Annotated in this window: 11 protein-coding genes; 9 read left to right on the forward strand and 2 right to left on the reverse strand. The window is 54.1% G+C overall.

What is annotated here, in order from left to right; all coding sequences use genetic code 11:
- Positions 1–108 precede the first annotated feature (108 nt).
- A complete protein-coding gene (locus HG15A2_RS16890; protein ID WP_145061589.1) occupies positions 109–2,967 on the forward strand; it encodes a zinc-dependent metalloprotease in 2,859 nt (952 codons plus the stop codon).
- 821 nt (positions 2,968–3,788) lie between these two features.
- Here HG15A2_RS16890 and HG15A2_RS16900 read toward each other — a convergent pair.
- The gene (locus HG15A2_RS16900; protein WP_145061591.1) at positions 3,789–4,628 is read right to left on the reverse strand and encodes a helix-turn-helix transcriptional regulator; all 840 of its coding nucleotides are present in this window, start codon (positions 4,626–4,628) and stop codon (positions 3,789–3,791) included.
- Positions 4,629–4,860: 232 nt separating this feature from the next.
- Here HG15A2_RS16900 and HG15A2_RS16905 point away from each other — a divergent pair, with 232 nt between their 5' ends.
- From HG15A2_RS16905 to HG15A2_RS16915, 3 genes are all read left to right on the forward strand, one after another.
- Positions 4,861–5,847, forward strand: a complete 987-nt coding sequence (locus HG15A2_RS16905) for a PEP-CTERM sorting domain-containing protein (RefSeq protein WP_145061593.1) — start codon at positions 4,861–4,863, stop codon at positions 5,845–5,847.
- 159 nt (positions 5,848–6,006) lie between these two features.
- Positions 6,007–8,841 (forward strand): PEP-CTERM sorting domain-containing protein, encoded by a 2,835-nt coding sequence (locus tag HG15A2_RS16910; RefSeq protein ID WP_218932039.1) that lies wholly within the window; start codon positions 6,007–6,009, stop codon positions 8,839–8,841.
- Between the two features lie 155 nt (positions 8,842–8,996).
- Complete coding sequence (locus tag HG15A2_RS16915; protein ID WP_145061597.1) at positions 8,997–9,227, forward strand: carbon storage regulator; 231 nt, start codon at positions 8,997–8,999, stop codon at positions 9,225–9,227.
- A 596-nt stretch (positions 9,228–9,823) separates the two neighbouring features.
- Here the strand turns inward: HG15A2_RS16915 and HG15A2_RS16920 are convergent.
- Positions 9,824–10,741: a universal stress protein gene (locus HG15A2_RS16920; protein ID WP_145061599.1), complete on the reverse strand. Its 918-nt coding sequence runs from the start codon at positions 10,739–10,741 to the stop codon at positions 9,824–9,826.
- Between the two features lie 348 nt (positions 10,742–11,089).
- On the opposite strand from HG15A2_RS16920, the gene HG15A2_RS16925 reads away from it, so the two are divergent.
- The 5 genes from HG15A2_RS16925 (at position 11,090) to HG15A2_RS16945 (ending at position 19,632) form a co-directional block, all read left to right on the forward strand.
- Entirely contained in the window at positions 11,090–11,536 is a 447-nt protein-coding gene (locus HG15A2_RS16925) for a hemerythrin domain-containing protein (protein WP_145061601.1), read from the forward strand.
- 87 nt (positions 11,537–11,623) lie between these two features.
- On the forward strand, positions 11,624–14,356 hold the full coding sequence (locus HG15A2_RS16930) for a cation-translocating P-type ATPase (protein ID WP_145061603.1): 2,733 nt from the start codon (positions 11,624–11,626) through the stop codon (positions 14,354–14,356).
- 101 nt (positions 14,357–14,457) lie between these two features.
- Positions 14,458–15,420 (forward strand): universal stress protein, encoded by a 963-nt coding sequence (locus tag HG15A2_RS16935; protein ID WP_145061605.1) that lies wholly within the window; start codon positions 14,458–14,460, stop codon positions 15,418–15,420.
- Between the two features lie 531 nt (positions 15,421–15,951).
- The gene (locus tag HG15A2_RS16940; protein ID WP_145061607.1) at positions 15,952–16,242 is read left to right on the forward strand and encodes a hypothetical protein; all 291 of its coding nucleotides are present in this window, start codon (positions 15,952–15,954) and stop codon (positions 16,240–16,242) included.
- Positions 16,243–16,470: 228 nt separating this feature from the next.
- Positions 16,471–19,632, forward strand: coding sequence for a DUF2309 domain-containing protein (locus HG15A2_RS16945; protein ID WP_145061609.1), 3,162 nt, complete (start codon positions 16,471–16,473; stop codon positions 19,630–19,632).
- The last annotated feature ends 1 nt before the right edge of the window (position 19,633 follow it).

Below are 19,633 nucleotides of genomic sequence, written 5' to 3' on the forward strand. Positions count from 1 at the left end.
AGATCCTAAATCATTGTGATAATTATACTAGAAAAGCAATGCGCACGAACTGATTGCAAAATACAAATTGATCGCTACTGAATCTTGAACTACTGCCAATTCGCTCTCATGACAAAACCAAGCGTGATACAGAACCTCCGATTTTTCATTGGGCTAGTATTGCTCGCTACGATGCTGGCCGTAAGTAGTGTGGGCTGCGCTCCTGCCCTAGTAAAAAAAGAGCAGGAGAGGGAAATGGGAGAGAAGCAGGCGGCGATGGAGGAACCGAGTCCAAAAAAGAGTTCCAATTCTAGCTTTAAGCCGTTCGAAGAAGTCACGAAGAATGCCAAGCACATCCCCGGCTTGCTTGATCTCTATCACGACGATCGTCATCTCTACGCAGCGCTGAAGCCGGGGGATTTTGATCGACCTATGCTTGCGCCAATTTCAGTTGCCCAAGGTGGCGGAGCTGCGGGAAAGGCCTTTAACTTCGATGAGCAATGGATACTCGCCTTTCGACGTGAAGGAGACCAGGTCCACTTGATACGCAAGAATTATCGCTACACGGCTGATGAAACCTCACCGTTGGCTAAAGCGGTACGCAATAGTTATCTCGACTCAACGCTCATGGTGCTCGATCTGGTTAGCGATGATGCTCCAGACGATGCGATCTTAGTCGACTTGAGTGACGTTTACTTCTCGAACTTCGCCAACTTGAAGCCGGGAACCGTAGACAGCAAGCGTTCACGTTGGAAAAGTGTCAAAGGCTTCCCCAACAATATCGAACTACAGGTGGAAGTGACGTTTAGCGAAAGCCCGCTCGATGCCGGTAACGGTATCAATGGAGATCTTGGCTATGTCGACTCGCGCGGAATCACTCTCGTCCTGCACTACAGCCTCGCCAAGCTGCCCGCCGGCGGTTACCGCCCTCGGAAAGCCGACCCTCGTCTAGGCCACTTTGTCTGCGCTACAAAAAACTTCAGTGCTCCCCCAGGGGAGAGTCTCTTCGATCGAAAAATTGCCCGCTGGAGACTTGAGAAAGCCGACCCAACGGCGGAGATCTCGCTCCCCAAACAGCAGATCGTTTGGTGGATCGAAGACACGGTCCCGACGGAGTACCGCCCCCATGTGAAAGCTGCCATCTTGGAGTGGAACAAGGCCTTCGAGAAAATTGGTTTCCGCCAAGCACTCGTCGTTCGTTGGCAAGGCGAGCAGGACAAGTTTGACCCCGAGGACCTCAATTATTGCGTTTTTCGCTGGGTAACTTCTCCGCACGGCTATGCCATGAGCAACATCCGTACAAATCCGATCACAGGGGAAATCGTCGATGGCGACATTTTGTTCGACTCTAGCTGGGTTCGCTATTGGGAAAATAGGCGTGCCTACCTCGCGGGCACCTTACCCAACGACGGTGATGAAAATGACTCAGATAGCACGAATGCGCACCGCCGCCTTGAGGGCGATGTCATGAGCCCTATTATGGCCGCTCATTATGGCTACGGCTCGCCCAACACGCAGCGTTCAATCGAAGGCGACCCTAGCGCAGGTTGCCGATCATGCCAGCATACCGCAACTCTTAGCAATCAATTAGCGTTGGCTGTGATGAGCCAAGCTAAGAAGAGTCCTGCGACCGGGGGGCATGAGTCGGCTGAAGACATCGTAAGCACTGAGAAGGGCCTACCCGATGCGGGGGTGGCACAAATGATCCGCGCTGTGATTATGCACGAAGTCGGCCACTCCTTGGGACTCAAACATAATTTCAAAGGGAGCAACCTCCATCCCCTCTCCCAGATGCATGACAAGCAACTCACTTCCAGCTCTGGCCTCGTCGGTAGCGTGATGGATTATGCGCCCCTCAACTTGGCACTTCACGATCAACAGCAAGGGGACTATGCCACAACGACTCTCGGCCCCTACGACTACTGGGCGATTGAATATGCTTACAAGCCCTTCGCTCCCGAAAAGGAATCGGCCGAGTTAGCTAAGATCGCCGCCCGTTCTGCGGAGCCCCAGCTGGCATACGCCTCAGACGAAGACTATCAGTCGGCCCATGACCCTTACGTTAATCAATATGATCTAGGTGCTGACCCTCTGAATTTTGCCAAGCACAGGGTCGCCCTGGCAACAGAGACCTTAGCCAAGATTGATGATGAGCTCATACAAGAAGGAGAGTCCTGGGTGCGCCTTCGTTCGGCCGTCATGCTGCTGCTACGCCAATACGGTGATGCTGCTTTTCTCGCCACTCGTTTCATTGGGGGACGCCAAGTCAGCCATGATAGCCGTGGCACACCAGGGGCACGCGATCCAATCGTCCCCGTGGCCAGCGACCAACAGCGGGAAGCACTTAAGTTTCTGTCGGAACGAATACTCATCGACCAACCGGTTCCATTGCGTCCCCAGCTATTGAGAAAACTCGCTACCGAGCAGTGGACGCATTGGGGCGCTGATGGACGGGACTACGAGGGAAGAGTCGGCCTCCCGTATTTTGAGCATCTTCAAGCCATTCAGGAAATTGCTTTTGCTGAAACGTTAGGTTCCGGCGAGCGAATGCGACTGGTCGAAAGCAATGAGGCGTTGTCACTTCCCGGGGAGAACCCCCTCACACTCCAGGAAATTTTCAACACCTTCGACAATGCGATCTGGGCTGAAGTACAGGACAAGCTGCCTGAAACTGAGGAGCTACAACCTGACGCACTGGCTCTGCCTAAGACTCGCCGAAACCTTCAGCGAACCCACGTGAAATATCTCAGGGCCATTGTCGAGAGCGAAAGCAAAACGAAGACGCCGTCCAAGTCGTTTGCAATGTTCGACGGCAAAGCCCAGGCTTTCCCGAATGAAGCTCGCAGTCTCGCCAGGCAATCGCTCAAGACCATTCAAAGTCGAATCATCTTCCTGCTCAAGTCTGATTCCAAAGAATTAAGTCCAGTCACTCTTGCTCATCTAGAAGACGTGTCGGATGAAATCTCACAAGCTCTTGATAGCGAGTAAAGGGATATCAGGCAGAGCACCAGATTGGCAGTTGTCCGCCTGTTTGTTGGGAAGTGGCAGTGAATCGACGACCTCGATGTCAGTAAGAGCTCGACATCACGAAACTAGGTTCAAGTCCTAGCGAAGCAGCTATTTGCATTGGGTTTGCCGGGAAATTGCTTCGCTAGCGCAGTTGCAGGCCATGTAAGTGCCCCGTGAATGCCGCGCACCTTTTACCTAGGAGAGCCAAACCTCGGCCAGTGGACAGGGTGAGTCGAACGGTCGCTTCTACTCTGGGTGGGCAAATCGAATAGCCGGCTTAAGCATCAGTCGCTTTCGCAGCTCAGTTTCGCATGATTTGCTTTTGCGACCTCGCATGAGACCATTGTCGAATCGGGACTGCGCAGTAAGGATGTAGTGGTATTAAATCTGCACCGCGGTACTCGAATCGGGAGACGTGCTTCTTTGCTACGGCAAGCTCGAATCGATGCGCGATCTCGTGCCGAAGAAAGAGCGAAAAAAACGACGTGTGAAAGTGAAAGATCTTGATCCGACTTTGGTCGAGGGGTTGGTTTCCGGGTAATGCCTGCAGCTAATAATTGCGATATTCCCTTTTGGGACAGCGTTGAGCCTAGATCTGCCTCATCGACTACGATGGACTTTACCTAGACCTTTTCTGGCAATGAATTTGCTATGCCGTTGCGTACGTGACGCTGCGAGACTAAGGGAACCTCGTTCTGAATCACTACCGAGGTGCAGGGCGACTTGATCAACGGTGTCGGGGCGATGCTGCAACCTCTCCGCGATCGAATGAAAATGGATACTAAGTGGAAACTTCGCCTCTATTTCGATGTTCGGCGAACAGGGCCGTCTAGCCTTCTCTCAGGTCGGCGATGGATGAAATAGGCCAGTAGTTCCGCGCGTGATGTGACCTTAAAGTGCTTGTAAAGCATGGTCACATAGTCATGCAAGGTGCGCGGACTGATCTTGAGCGAAACGGCTGCCTCTTTTTCGCTACAACCCTCCAACAACAAACTAAGCGTTTCATTGAGCCGTCGGGACAGTCCATCGCGCGAAAGATACTCCTCGGTGGTTAGCCGCACGCCAATCAGCGGTGCAATTTCACTGTGCAAGAGTTCAAGTAATGCAACTTCGCGGGGAGTAAAGGGAGCCAACCCGTGTGGTCGATTGATTTGAATAAGCCCAGCCCGCTGCGGCACATCGACTTTCCGAAGCGAAACTAAATAGTCACCGCAGTCATGATCCTTGCGAAACTCGGTGTACATCGGGGAAGTGAGCAGGGCCGCATCGCGCGTCAGTTGACTACGTGTCATCGTAGCGCAACCCACTTCTTCATACACCTCACAGAGCTGGTTGATCTCGGGCACTTCGCGGAATTCAGTTTCCACAATCTCGCGAGCGGTATCTGATCCCGTTGAAGAATGAATCGAGGAGTGAACGAAAGCGGTAGCTGCATTTGACAATTCTACAACCGCGATCGCACGAACACGGTGACGGTTGCCGCAGGATTCCACCGCGTACATGGTGCCGACGTTCCCTTGCAAGAGCTCGCAAGCACCGAGCAATAGAGATTCGCGCCAGGCGTGTGGATCGTCCCATAGATCGCTGGCTTCGCGAACCAATCGCACGACGCTAGCAATATCCTCGACCGTAAAGTCCATCGGCAAGACCACTCAGGAAAGCTTCCTCTCGCTTCACCCCGCTGTTTAGCGGAATAGTCAGGGTGGGCGAAGCAGCTATTCTACTCTCGTAGGGTAATGCAAGATAGTCGCCTCAAGGAATGTTGATGGCAACTCTCGGAGGATTGCTCAGGTGCGTTGCTTCGATAGGACCTTACTCGAACCACAATGAGATGTCGTTTGTTTTCACACCCTTTTTCGGGAGTAGAACCTAATGAAGTACTTACAATTCTTCGCCGCAATGGTTGCCGGCCTGTGCCTTACTACTTCAGCTCAGGCCTATCTCGGCAGCTTTGCACCTAGCGATGGATATCATGTGCAATCCGGTTTGGTCTATGGCGACGTGAGCTACTACGACGCCGGACAGTACGGTGCGAACGCGGGCGGAGGTTCAGGCCCCAACCAGATTGTGGCTGATTCTGGGCTTTGGTCAGTGCAAAAGACGGTTGGCGGGTACTTCAGTAACATCGGCGATCGGGTTAACTACATCTCGGGAACTCCCCCTTACCCTAATACCGGAACGGGCGCCTTGGCTGCTTACGTTGTTGGCAACCACGGACCCGGTCGTACCGATAATAGCAGCCTGGCGATTCGCAACGACACGCCGTTGGGCGTGACGGGTCCGTTGGTCTACGATTCAAAACTCGACACCTTCGACTTCGGCGGCGTCGCCCCGGTCAGCGTGACCTCGGGACCGCTGCAAGTCGGACTGTACTTCTGCCCCAACCCGGGCGATTCGGTGCCTGACCCGAGTGGTTCGATCGCAGACAAATTCACAATGTCGCTACTCGACAGCACCGGCAATATCGGTTTGCAATGGGGCTACAGCCGCGACAACACGGTGACATGGCGCGATAGTCCTTCGAATAGTTGGAATGTGACTAGCATTGTGGCGGACCAAACCAACTGGGATGGCGTACGGTTTGACCTCGACCTAACGGCCGACACGTTCGCGATGGACTACTTTGACGTCTCTGCAAGTATCTGGACGAATATCGTGCCCACCGGCACAGCAATGGGTCAAGCGATGGGCAACTTTACGGAAATCCGGTGGCAACTTGAAGACGGACTGAATGCCGGCGTTGGCGGCAAGAATTTCTTCGACGACTTTAGCTTTACCGTCGTGCCAGAACCAAGCTCGCTGATGCTGCTGGCCGGCGCGTTATCGAGCCTGATACCGTTGCGGAAACGACGTAGGTAGATTTGGCTTGAGGGAGAAATGGTCCACCGGGAAGCATCCATAATTCGATACTTGCCATTCTCCTTCATGCAATTCACCAAGTGAGAGCTTTACAACCTCCTAGCCATGTATTTGCCCCATTTAGAGCTCAACTTTTCCCTGATTTTAGGAGAGATACGCATGCGATTCATGCCATATATCGTTCACCATGTACCCTTGGTTGTCGTTGCGTTTGCACTGGCAGTGCCTATTGGCAGCTTCGTAGCCGATCCCGTTCAGGCAGCCTTGCTAACCAGAACTTGGAACGGAGCCGACGCCAACTGGACGGTCAACGCCCAATGGGCCCCGACAGGTTTTCCCAACAATGGTACGACCAACACATTTCACGCGATCATTAGTGCTGGGACGCCCGCTCTTAATCAAAATATAACCCTCGACCAACTCACGCTTAATGGCGGTGCAATCGCTGGCACGCAGAACTTGACCGTGCTAAATTCCACACTTTGGAGCGGTGGCGAACTCACCGGCACCGGCCTAACAACGCTGGGAGGAGCCGCTACGCTCAATGGCGATGCCAAGTACCTGACCAACAGGCGCCAAGTGGTGAGCAACGGCACAACCAACTTCAGCGGTGGCGATCTCTATGTGAACGCCCCGGGGGATGCCGGTCTGGCTCCTACCTGGACTAACAACGGCACGTTCAACGCCATCGACGAAGCCGATATCGTCTTGCAAGACTTCGGCGGCACGCGCCCCCGCTTCACTAACGCCGCCACGGGTATCTTCAACAAGAGTGGTGTCGGCACAGAGACATATATCTCCACCGAGTTCCACAACGCGGGGACCGTCAATGTCAATAGCGGTATTCTCGCTCTCGTGGGTGGCGGTACCGATAACGGTAGCTACACACTCAGCCCGCTGACAGAACTGACCTTTCACGGCGGTGACAGAATGCTCACTGCTGCGTCGAGCATTAGCGGCACGGGCAACATCGGCGTTTACGGTGGTGCGGTCACGATCAACGGCGCGCTGAACATGAGCGGGGCTGCGCAACTGCTCGCCCAGGGCGGCAGCATCGACGTCAACGGGACGTTCACCGCCCCCAACACAATCACCGTCAGTGGTGGTGGGGCTATTTTCAACACGGCACCATTTACCATGGCCGGACCTGTAACTTTAAGCTCCGGCAGCCTTGGCGGATCAGCCAATATGGCACTCAACGGCGGTTTCGATTGGAGCGGTGGCGAACTCACCGGTACCGGCACAACAACGCTCTCGGGCACGACTACGCTCAACGAAAGTGAAAAGTACCTGACCGACAGGCGCCAAGTGGTCAGCAACGGCACGACTACGCTCAGTGGTGGTTCTCTTAACATGTACGCCCCGGGAGATGACGGCCTAGCTCCCACCTGGACTAACAACGGCACGTTCAACGCGACCGACGAGGCCGATATCGTCTTGCAAGATTTTGGCGGTTCGCGGCCCCGCTTCACTAACGCCGCCACGGGTATCTACAACAAGAGTGGTGTCGGCACAGAGACATACATCTCCACCGAGTTCCACAACGCGGGGACCGTTCATATCAACTCGGGGTATCTCAGCCTGTACGACGGCGCCGATAGTGGCAGCTACACGCTCGCGTCGAGTACGGAACTGAATTTTTACGGCGGCGACAGGACTCTTTCCGCCACGTCGAGCATCAGTGGCACAGGCAACGTGGGCGTGTACGGTGGCACGGTTACAGTCGATGGGGCGTTGAATTTGAGCGCTGCTGGGCAGTTGCTCGTACAGGGGGGAAGTCTCGGTATTAATGGCTCTGCTAGAACCATCGCAGTCCCTGTGACTTTAAGCTCCGGCAGCCTTGGCGGATCAGCCAATATGGCACTCAACGGCGGTTTCGATTGGAGCGGTGGCGAACTCACCGGTACCGGCACAACAACGCTCTCGGGCACGACTACGCTCAACGAAAGTGAAAAGTACCTGACCGACAGGCGCCAAGTGGTCAGCAACGGCACGACTACGCTCAGTGGTGGTTCTCTTAACATGTACGCCCCGGGAGATGACGGCCTAGCTCCCACCTGGACTAACAACGGCACGTTCAACGCGACCGACGAGGCCGATATCGTCTTGCAAGATTTTGGCGGTTCGCGGCCCCGCTTCACTAACGCCGCCACGGGTATCTACAACAAGAGTGGTGTCGGCACAGAGACATACATCTCCACCGTGTTCCACAATGCGGGAAAGATAAGCGTCAATTCTGGCAGACTGAATCTAGCTGGCCAATACACGCAAACAGCCGGAAGCTTGCAGCTTAAAGGCGGCGCTGTGACAGCCGGCTTACCGCTGGATATCCAGGGCGGCTCTCTCACTGGCACCGGTACGATCACGGGCGACGTGGCTAGCAACGGTCTCATCTCGCCGGGATTATCGGCTGGTTCGCTGGTTATAGCAGGGGACTTGTCCGTTGGTCCGAATTCAATCTTTGAGTTTGAAATCGGTGGGCTCACTCAAGGCACGCAGTACGATTACGTGACCGAGGCGGGGGCAGCGCAGCTTAGTCTTGACGGCCTGCTTTCTTTGAGCCTGATTAACGGGTTTATCCCCTCGCATGCTCAATCCTTTGCCGTGTTGCGCTCCAATACAACCTTAACAGGCAGCTTCGACAACGTAGCCAGCGGCAATCGGTTAACGACCAGCGACGGTAGTGGTTCGTTTCGTGTTCGATACGGGGCTGGCGCGCCTAACACCTCGCGGGTCACGCTCTCCAACTTTTTTCTGACTGGCGATTTCGACCAGGACAATGACGTTGATGGCAACGACTTTCTCATCTGGCAGCGCGGTGGCTCACCCAATGGAATTCATAGCAGTGACTTAGCCTTTTGGAAATCACAATTCGGTAGCGTCACTGCATTAACCGCGGTCATTCATACCGTCCCAGAGCCAAGCTCGCTGGTGTTAGTAGCCGGCGGAATGTCGAGTCTGATATTGTTGCGGAAGCGACGCCTATCGGAATAGTTAGAGGGAGGAATAATCGCCAGGAACCGTCTCAAACGGTTCCTGGCACTCTTGCGATTTCGGAACCCGCGAACGCCGCGTCGATCGTAGGATTAGTGTTCCGTCCAGTTTGCCTACGCAGAGAGCGCACACCTTTTTAAGTCAGGATGACAAACATGTTAGTACTTAGCCGAAAACCAGGGGATGAGATTGCAATCGCTGGAGATATCATAGTAAGAGTACTGGAGATTGGGCCCGGTCGGGTGCGGCTGGGCGTTGCAGCCCCGCGAGATGTTCGCATCCTCCGCGGTGAACTCAGCGCGAGAGAAGTCGTCACCGTCCCCGTCGAAGTGGATGCGTTATTGAAGTTTTCGGCGCTCCCGCTTGAGACAGTAGCGAGTTCCTAGATCCCCACTAACCTGCTTATGTCCTTCGCAATTGGACTCCAACATGCGCCCCATTCTAAGCGGCGGCTGCCAATGCTCGCATGTTCTACTAGATCGGCTAAGCGTGGTGCCATTTCTCGCATTCCGACATTGGCACCAACAACGCTTTCTCCAGCGGAGAGAGGGCTATCACTAAGTATCGGACTCATACGCATTCCAATCTGAACTGACGGCTAGCACTTTTCGGAAACTGTTGTCACGCAGTGGCCTTTGAAAGCTAGCAACGCGCTATTTCAGATCGGAATGCGTATTACACCGTTCAACCGCAAACACCGCACTCTTCAAACGCTCTTCACACTTATCTAACACTAAACAGAGTCGGCCCAGAAAAGGAGGGCGAACGGAGGGCAGTATTTGCCATCTACGACACACTCAAATGCCACGTGCCTTGGAAGGCAAGTCTACTCTAAAGAGCCAAGCCAAGGCCACTGAACCGGGCGAGAAGAACAGTCGCTTCGACGACGGTGGACAAATCGAGTAGCCCGCTCAAACATCAGTCGCTTTCGTAGCTCAGTTTCGCATGATTAGATTTTGCGACCTCGCATGGCGTCATTGACTTACGGGACGTCATGATGAGGGACTATGAGTACCGAGCAATTCGCATGGGATAAGACATGTTCGGAAGTACTACCAATAAGAACCCTCATGACAGCCCCTGTGTGGTGGGCTCCGATCACCACCAGATTCATCTCCTCCGACTCGGCATACTTCACGATCTTCGCCCCAGCCCTACCTCCTAGTACAGCCGGCTGACTAGTCAAGAATGCGGAGGGCAACTCTCGACAATGGTCTGTCAATTGTTGCCGGAGCTCCTCAAACTTTTCGTCCTGCTCCTCAATATAGGCCTTGGCAATTGGGTCGTGCTTTGCGGCCCGAGCTTCTTCTTCGATCCAGGATGGGATGCCATCGACAAAAGGCGACTCGACGACATGTAGAATGCGACCCTCAGTATTGCTGGGAAACGAGAGGCGTCCCAATAGTGCGTCAGCATCTCTGTTTTCATCAATTCGGTCATAGCACAACAGAACTCGCAGAGGAGCCGACTGATCATGTGGACTCGGTCGAGCAATTAAGACAGGAACCTCTGTGGAATGCACAACTGCTCGGCTCACGCTTCCTATCCTAGGCAGGCCTAAGCGATTTGTGCCACGAGCACCTACAGCAATTAAGTCCGGTCGGTGCTCTTTCGCGGCAGCGATGATGCCTAAGCGGGGCTTCTGCAATCCCGTGATGGCAATGGAATGTTCTGAGAGTTGTTGTGGAAGAAGTTCCCGGGCATGCTCGAACACTTTCTCCGCCAGCGACGCTCTTGCTTGTTCTACAAGCTTTAGGTCGGGAACTGACTGCCCATGAACGGTCAGCTCTGGAGGAGAATAGTAGAAAATGACGAGATCATCCTCCGAAAGAAGCCGCCCCAACATTTGGACCGCAGCATCGCTACCTGCAGAGCCATCAATAGCACAAAGAGCTTTCATCTGACTCACCCTAGATACGAGGTACTTGCTTGCCTAGCACGACTTTACTCTCGCCGAAGACTCACTCCGGACTCGTGCAGATACCCTCTGAGATAAGCAAACACCGCGCCAAATCTCTGGTTCTACTGTGGCGTGGTCAGAAGCAGCGTCTTGCCCCTCCTCCTGATTCTTTGGGGGGTGTGCGATAGGCACTCGCTGTGCGATACCGCACACGGCCTCACCAAGCCCTGCTACTCCTACTCTTGGCAAAGCAAATAACTGCAGTTAGATCGCTACGGAGCAGTCTTGGCACGATCCTTGCTTCCAGAAAAAAGAAACGCCGTTAAACCGCATTAGGGAGAAATTGTGATGGCCGCTAGTGACTGGGATCATGAGTTGTTCAAAGTAGTCCAGCAAAAGAACAGGGAACTCACAGATTCTCTCGAAGCCATCAGCCGGATGGTGGATACGCGATCCTATGAGAAGCGTGAATTGGAGGATTTGCTCTCCAAGTTGAGGGACTTGCTCGAATTACACTTTGAAATAGAAGAGCGAGGCAGCTATCTAGCCGAACTTGTTGGGAGCGAACCGCGGTACGAATCGCAAGTCGAAGTACTTCTGGCTGAGCACCGAGCGCTTCTTGAAGAACTCGAGAAGCTGCGATTGCTCGTTCGTTCTGGAGTTGAGTCTACAGCTCTCTCGATCCGCAGTGAGGACGACTTTCATAAGTTTGTTTCAAGACTGCTCAATCACGAGCATGTTGAGAGGCAACTACTACAGCGTGCCTTCAGCGACGACATCGGCACGGGCGACTAGTTGCTACCAGTTCGCCGGCCACCCCGATGATGTTCAGTCCTCGGTGGCCAATATCCACGAAGTCGAGAATGGATTGCAGGAGAAGTCATGTCAACAACTCTAGTGGAACCCAAGCCGACAGAGAAATCATTGCCGCATGAGCACTGGCACGCAATGGAGCCCGAGTTCGCAACGGGACATCTGGGCACGAATGTTAACCGTGGCCTTAGTGCTGAGGAAGCTAAGCTCCGTAGAAACCAGTACGGCCCCAATGAAATTCGCTCTCAGGCCGAGACGAGATGGTATGAGGTGCTGGGACGTCAATTTATTGATGTACTCATCCTAATACTGCTCATCGCTGCGGGCATCTCCGTAGTTGTTGGCGAGTTGACCGACGCGATCACGATCCTTGCGATTGTGATTCTCAACGGACTGTTGGGTTTCATCCAAGAATGGAAGGCAGAGCGGGCTCTTGCTGCGCTCAAAGAGATGCTCAGCCCGCAGTGTCGCGTGATTCGCGACGGCGACGAGCAACAAATCGATGCCGTCGAACTGGTGCCCGGAGATGCTGTTCTACTCGCAACGGGCGACCGTGTACCAGCAGATCTGCGATTAGTCGATGTGCTCAGCCTCAAGGTTGATGAATCGGCGCTAACCGGGGAATCGCTCTCCGTTAGCAAGCAAACTGCTGCGGTTGACTCCAGCGCCCAGCTTGCCGAACGTCCCTCTATGGCCTGGGCAGGCACGGCGGTGACCAACGGTCGTGCCTTGGGGATTGCTGTTGCTACTGGATCAGACACTGAGTTTGGTCGCATTGCGCAGCTTACTCAAGACATCGGCACCGAGACGACCACCCTACAACGCGAACTCGGCGGGCTCGGCAAGCAACTCGGAGTTTTTGCGATCGGGATCTCGCTGCTCGTAGGCGTCACCGGTTGGTGGATGGGCAAAGAAATTGTCGAGATGGTCATGACTGGCATTTCTCTTGCCGTGGCCGTGGTGCCCGAAGGCCTGCCAGCGGTGGTAACGCTCACAATGGCCCTAGGGATCCGAGAGATGGTGCGCCGCAAGGCTCTGCTACGTCGACTGCAAGCGGCTGAAGGCCTGGGAGCTGCAACGGTCATCTGCACCGACAAGACCGGTACGCTCACCCAGAACCAAATGACTGTGCAAACCATTTGGACGCCCTCGGAAAGCTACGATGTCACTGGAGTCGGCTACGATCCGGCAGGGCACTTTGAAGTGTCTGGCGAGAAGACAGACTATCGTCAGCAGTCTGATCTCATGGAACTCCTCACCTCAGCATTGGCTTGTAATCACGCCAGTCTAGCCAAAGATTCTACAGGGTGGCATGAGAGCGGCGAGCCGACCGAATCTGCTCTTGTGACTGCCGCTTACAAGGCATGGCTCGAACCGGCGAAAGGCGTGAAGCCGGTAGCGGAATTCCCGTTCAATTCATCCCGCAAACGAATGACCGTGGTGATGCGTGATGGCGACTTCTTCACAGCACATTCAAAAGGTGCTCCTGAAGTGCTTCTGCCGCGGTGCACCACTTGGTTCGCCGATGGCCAGCAGCTAACGATGACCGACGAAGACCGGACTGCGATCACCGAGGCCTATACCGAGATGGCAGAGCAAGGATTGCGAACACTGATCGTAGCTCGTCGCGAGCTTCCTGCAAACGCTGCATTGGATGAAGGCTCGGTCGAGAACGAACTCACCTTACTTGGTGTCGTTGGCATGACTGATCCTCCTCGACCCGAGGCAGCTGAAGCCGTGCAGTTGGCACAGGCAGCAGGTATTCGAGTGCTCATGATCACTGGCGATTCCGCACCGACCGCACTCGCCATTGCTCGTCGCGTTGGGATTCCTGCAGAGACAGCGCTGACCGGCCAGGAGCTTGGCGAGCTGAGTAATGAGCAACTGAGCGAAGCATTGCAGGGGGATGTCGTGTTCGCGCGCACGACACCAGAGCACAAACTGCGTATCGTCACTCTACTACAAAGCCAGGGGCATGTCGTAGGAATGACCGGCGATGGAGTGAACGATGCCCCAGCGCTGAAGAAGGCGGATGTCGGCATTGCGATGGGAATCCGCGGCACCGAGGTCGCCAAGGGAGCAGCCGACATGGTGCTCACTGACGACAACTTCAGTTCGATTGTCGGTGCCATCGAAGAGGGACGTCGGCAATACGACAATATCCAAAAGTTCGTTCGCTACTTACTCTCTTCGAACACGGGCGAGATTGTTGCGATCTTTCTGAACATCGTGCTCGGTGGTCCGCTGATCTTGCTCCCGGTGCAGATTTTGTGGATGAATCTAGTGACGGATGGCCTCACAGCAGTAGCGCTCGGTTTAGAACCAGCCGAGTCAGCCCTCATGCAAGCCAAGCCTCGGGACCCACGACAGCCGATCCTCGATCGGAAGGGCATGCTCATAATCGCCGCCTTGGGAACCTACATCGGCGTCGCGACATTAGCTTTGTTTCACTACTATTTGCAAAGCAACGACCCCAACCAAGTTGCCCTGGCCGGAACGGTCGCTTTCACGGGCATCATCCTAATCGAAAAGATGAACGTCCTTAACTTCCGTTCGCTCCGTTCGCCTCTCACCTCGATTGGCTTGTTCACTAACCCTTGGATCCTTGTGGCGATTGCCGGTACCATTGGCTTACAGGTCATGGCCGTGTACCTGCCGCCATTGCAACGAGCCCTGCATACGGTACCGTTGGGATGGAGTGATTGGGGATTGATGCTTGCAGTCGCGGCACCAATATTGATTGTGCCACAGGCCTATCGGTTGGTGGTTGGAAAAGGCTTGAAGAAGAGTCACGGCCTGTAGGATTAGCCCTGCAGTTCAGAGTTGTGCGGCAGTTGATAACGTTTAGATGGCAAAAAGGCACATCGAGCGAATAGACTTCAACAAAACAAGAAGGGAAATCGATGAAACAATTTAAGAGAATTTTGGTGGGAGTCGACTTGTCATGGGGCGACCGCTTTGTCACAGACAAACTTACGCCACCCAATGAAGAGGCTGTGCGGCAAGCTTTGTGGTTGGCGAAGCACAATTCCGCGACAGTCTACTTTCTCGCTTCTCTCGAATTGTCAGCCAAAGCCCAGCATCTCATCGCTGCTAGCGACACTAACAAATCGACGTTGCTCGATGAAGCACAGGCCCAGCTCGATCATTGTGTTGATCAAGCACGTAAGATTGGCGTCGCCGCAGAAAGCAAAGTCATCGTTGGAAGAAGTTGGTTAGAACTGATTCACCAAGTCATTCGCGGACAGCAAGACTTAGTCGTTATCGGCACTCGCCATCTGGGGGCCGTGGAGGGGGCATTGCTGGGAAGCACAGGAATGAGGCTCCTCCGCAAGTGCCCCTGTCCCGTTTGGGTGACCCAGCCGCTTACGGACGGGGCCTTTGATTCTATACTTGTCGCAGATGATCTGCGCCCCGTTGGCGATCTCGCTAGAGAGCTCGGCACTGCGATGGCACAGTTATACAACGCGCAGCTCCATATCGTGCATGCCGCAGATCCTCGTGAGCTAGGCCATGTACTTTTCGCGAACAGTTACACGGATAACAGCGAAGAGTATCGCCGCAATGCAGAGAACCGCATTCGCGCCAGCCTTGCGGGCGTTGAACTTGCTCTGCCGCCCCAGGTGCATGTTGTCACGGAGCGCCCCGACCTTGCTATTTTGAATTGCATCGCAAAGAACAATATCGATCTAGTTGTCATGGGTATGATCGGAAGGACTGGAATCCCAGGATTTCTCATTGGCAACACGGCCGAGCGACTGCTGCCAAAGATCCCCTGCTCCCTGTTAGCCGTCAAACCGGCTGACTTCAAGAGCCCTGTAGTACTGCCCTCTGATCGGTCCGAAGACGAATTGGCTAGCACATAAGATACGTAGTCCCCGCCTGAGAGGAGCGATCACAAATGCATCCGGAGCGGTTACGTAGTTTGCGTCTACACGTTAAAAGTCTACGACGAGACGGGCAGTCTCTGAACTATATCGCGCCGTTACGCCGAAGTTTAAGCGATTGCTTTAACCGCTGAGAGTCCCAAATTACATCCGACCCGATGGGGATGCTGCCAGGTCCAGCGACTGCGAACTGCGATCTTTCGGCTTTGCATACTGCCGTAAAATTCAGTTGGCCATTTTCCCAGAACTGCGTGTAACGCCAATTCGATAATCGCCATACTCTGCATCGGTCCTCCAGCGGTACGTTGGCTTCGTCTGCCTTATGTCCGAACTGGGGCCTATCGAATAAGACAAGATAGGCTAGGCTCCTTTCTACCTTTGACCTACTGCCCCAGATAAGGAAATGTTCGAGAGCACTCGCTGCGTCCTTAAGCATTACGAATCTCAACCAGGGGGAGACGGATTTCCGTTTGACTATCTCCAGAAACCAAACTACACTTCCTGATTCGTATGTCCCGAACAACCCTAAAACATGTGATCCTCTATTCAGTTGTCTGCCTGTGGGCAACTGAGTCGACGCGAATCTTCGCGAGCGACCTGTTCGCTACTTCAGACGTCTATTCGTCTGAAGCCGAAATGGACCTGGACCAAGACGAGCACGAAACTAAGTGCCTGCACGTCAGCTCGCCGAGTAGCATGAAGGGATTTGTGTCGTTCCTCGACGACGCGGAACAGTACATTTCGACTTCTCAACTGCTAAGCATTTCTCGCTGGCATCTTCGGGGTCCCCCGGTTGGCTAGTGCACTGTGTTCGGCAAGAGCCCTGCATACAGACGATCTTCGTCGGTATCCGAGGCTCAAACGCCGTTGTGGTGCGTTGCATCGTCCTTTGCTGACTAGCCTTACCCCATAGCGTTTGCCCTTCAGCCAACCGCCCACACGCAACCACCCTGCTAAGGGAGACTGCGCTTTCGGGCATTGACCATTGGAGTGCGCACCTGGGTTGACCGAGAGGGAAGAGTACCGGTCTTGAACACTAAAACCACGCCAAAGAAAAGTTCCCCGTCCGCATTGCCCGTTCAATTCGATCTTGAACGGTTACGAGAGACGATTGAGCATGCTGCGCACTTGCTGCCGGCCCAAGGTCCGATCACTGCTTTCGTGCATCACAACACCTTACATGCTTTCGAGGACTTGCCATTCAAGGAGGCAGTCGTGAAAGGCGCCGACACCTTCGGCTGTCATCCCTATCTGCCAGAGGAACGCTACCGTCAGAAACTTAGCCGTGGGCGAATTCTACCCGAGGACGTTGAAGCTGTCCTCATGGAAGAACTGGAGGACCAAGGCGACGATTTACTTGGATTTTTCGGAACGCGTTTCCAGTTGCGTATGGCCATGCTTGCTCATCCCTTGAGGACTGGTACCGCAAACGAGTTGCGCTGGATTATTGCAGAGACTGATGCGCTGACCACGGTGCGTGAGGAAGTCCCTTCGAATCTACGAGACCAGTTGTTGGCAGGCACGACTCGCTGGATCATGCGTGATTTTCGCAATGGGCAAGCACGCAACCAGAAAGGGCAACGGATTCGTGCGTCACTCGACCCATTATTCGAACTCTTTGATAAACAGAACATCGAATCCTGGAGCGAAGCGACTTGGGAATCATTTTCACTGCACGCACTCTGGATCGCTTGCCGCGATGGTGCCATGCAGTGTGCTGTTCAATCAAAGTCCCATCGAACGTACACACGGCACCGAGACTTGTTATTAGCTAAGACGGGGAGCGATACGGATGACTTGGTGCATGATGTTCTAATTCGCTTGACTGCCGCTTTTCTTGACCAGGGCTTCGCTGACTGGACGCTCCCAAGTAGGGAAGCAGGGCTGTATCAAGCGTTCTTGAGATTGTACAGCGATCATGCGGGTGTGACTGACCGCTGGACACGCGGGCTTGCAACGGAGGCGCGCCGTCTTATCGAGGCGGGAATAAGTCCACTGGAATCCATCGACGAATCGCTTCAAATGCTAGGAGTCGAGGAAGGGCAAGAACAAGTCTTCATTGCTGATACGCTGCTTGCTTTACGTGGCTATGCGGGCATGATTTGGCAGCTAGAGACACGCGGGGATCGCGCTGCAAGACAGATTCCCCCAGGAAGTTTAGTGGAGTTCTTGGCCGTACGACTCATTTTAGATCGCACGGCTTTAGGCTATGTCGCTCGTGAAGAATTCGATTTTACGGGCGCTCTTAACACGCTACTTCCTCAATTGCGAGCTCAGGAAAACAAAGGAACAACCACAAGTGTGGACCAGCGTGCTTTCGAAGTCTTCCAACTTGCACAGGTGGTAGGTTGGCTTCCAGAACATCTGTTCCGCCTATCGGCAGACGAGTGGACGCAACTGTTCGAAGAAATCGATGCGTTCCCTAGCCTAGAGCGACGCTGCATCTATCACCTGGCATTTGAAAGACGGTATCGCATCCAAGCTTTGGATGCTGTGGCGAATCACTGTCGTCGGATAGCCTCGGGCGATACTGCTCAGTCGCCGAATAAAGCTACGCGTCCTTCCATGCAAGTCATTACCTGCATTGACGATCGCGAGGAATCATTTCGACGCCACCTAGAAGAGGTTGAGCCTGCCTGTGAAACCTTCGGAGCAGCAGGCTTTTTTGCCATTGCCATGTATTATCGCGGGGCCGCTGACGCTCATTTCACTCCTCTTTGCCCAGTAAGCATCAAGCCTCAGCAGTATGTCGTGGAAAAGACGGTCTATTCGTTCGCGAAAGCAGGTCAACAGCGACGTAATCGTCGTCGTATCATCGGTACGGTGACACGACATGGGCACAATAGTAGCCGGACCTTTGCTGGTGGCTGGCTAGCTGCCTTGCTGGGATCTCTTGCTTCGGTTCCGCTGGTGATGCGAATTGTCTTCCCTAGAACGACAACCCAGCTTCAAAAGTTTTTTGGAGACTTTGTACTGCCACCAGTGCTGACAAACCTGCACTTGGAACGGACACAAGCTGAGCCAGGCCCAGAACCAGATCAAGTTGGCTATAGCGTGACAGAAATGGCAGCAATAGTCGAGCGAGTGCTACGCGATATCGGACTAACTCAAAATCTGTCACGAATGATTGTGCTATGTGGCCACGGCTCTTCCAGTTTGAATAATCCGCACGAATCGGCTTATAACTGTGGAGCTTGTGCTGGCGCACGAGGTGGACCCAACGCACGTGCCTTTGCCCAAATGGCCAATGATCCGCGTGTCCGCGAACTCGTAGTAGCCAATGGCATTCCGCTCCCTGACGATTCTGTGTTTGTCGGTGCCTACCACAACACGTGCGATGACAGCGTCGAGTTCTACGACCTAGATCGCTTGCCAACAACACACAGTAGTGATTTCGAGCAGGCGAGCGACGCTATTCAGACAGCCCGTGGTCGTAACGCCCATGAACGGTGTCGCCGCTTTTATTCTGCCCCACTCAGTCTGACCGACCAGGATGCGCTGAAACATGTAGAAGGGCGGGCGAATGATCTGTCGCAGGCCCGACCCGAATACAACCATGCAACCAATGCACTGTGCTTCGTGGGCCAACGTGAGTGGAGTCGAAATCTGTTCTTAGATCGCAGAGCTTTCCTGCAGTCTTACGACCCCGCTCAAGATGATGCCGATCACTCAATTCTAACTCGCGTATTACAGGCGGCCATTCCGGTCTGCGCAGGAATCAATTTGGAATACTACTTTTCGTGCGTCGATCCTGTTGGCTGGGGAGCAGGAAATAAGTTGCCGCACAATATCGCCGCTCTATTGGGCGTAATGGACGGTGCCTCCAGCGATCTGCGACCGGGACTCTATCGTCAGATGATCGAGATACATGAGCCCATGCGTTTGCTTTTTGTGATTGAGACGACGCCTGCGGTTCTGCTCAATATCATGGCCGCGAACGAAGGAATGGACAGACTAGTACGCGGCAGCTGGGTGCAAGTTGCGACAGTCGAGCCAGAGTCGGGGACCATCATGCTGTTCCAGAGCGGCGAATTCGTTCCGTACTATCCCTCCACGAACCCATTGCCTATCAGGACGACCTCGCTGGATTGGTACCGGGGTTGGAGAGACCACCTTGGCTTCGCCTCGATCTCAGCAGATGCGGTGTCAAACGACGAGCCCGTTGTTCAACATTTGAGAAAAGGCCACTAAG

This window comes from Adhaeretor mobilis (assembly GCF_007741515.1).
Classification (GTDB): domain Bacteria; phylum Planctomycetota; class Planctomycetia; order Pirellulales; family Lacipirellulaceae; genus Adhaeretor; species Adhaeretor mobilis.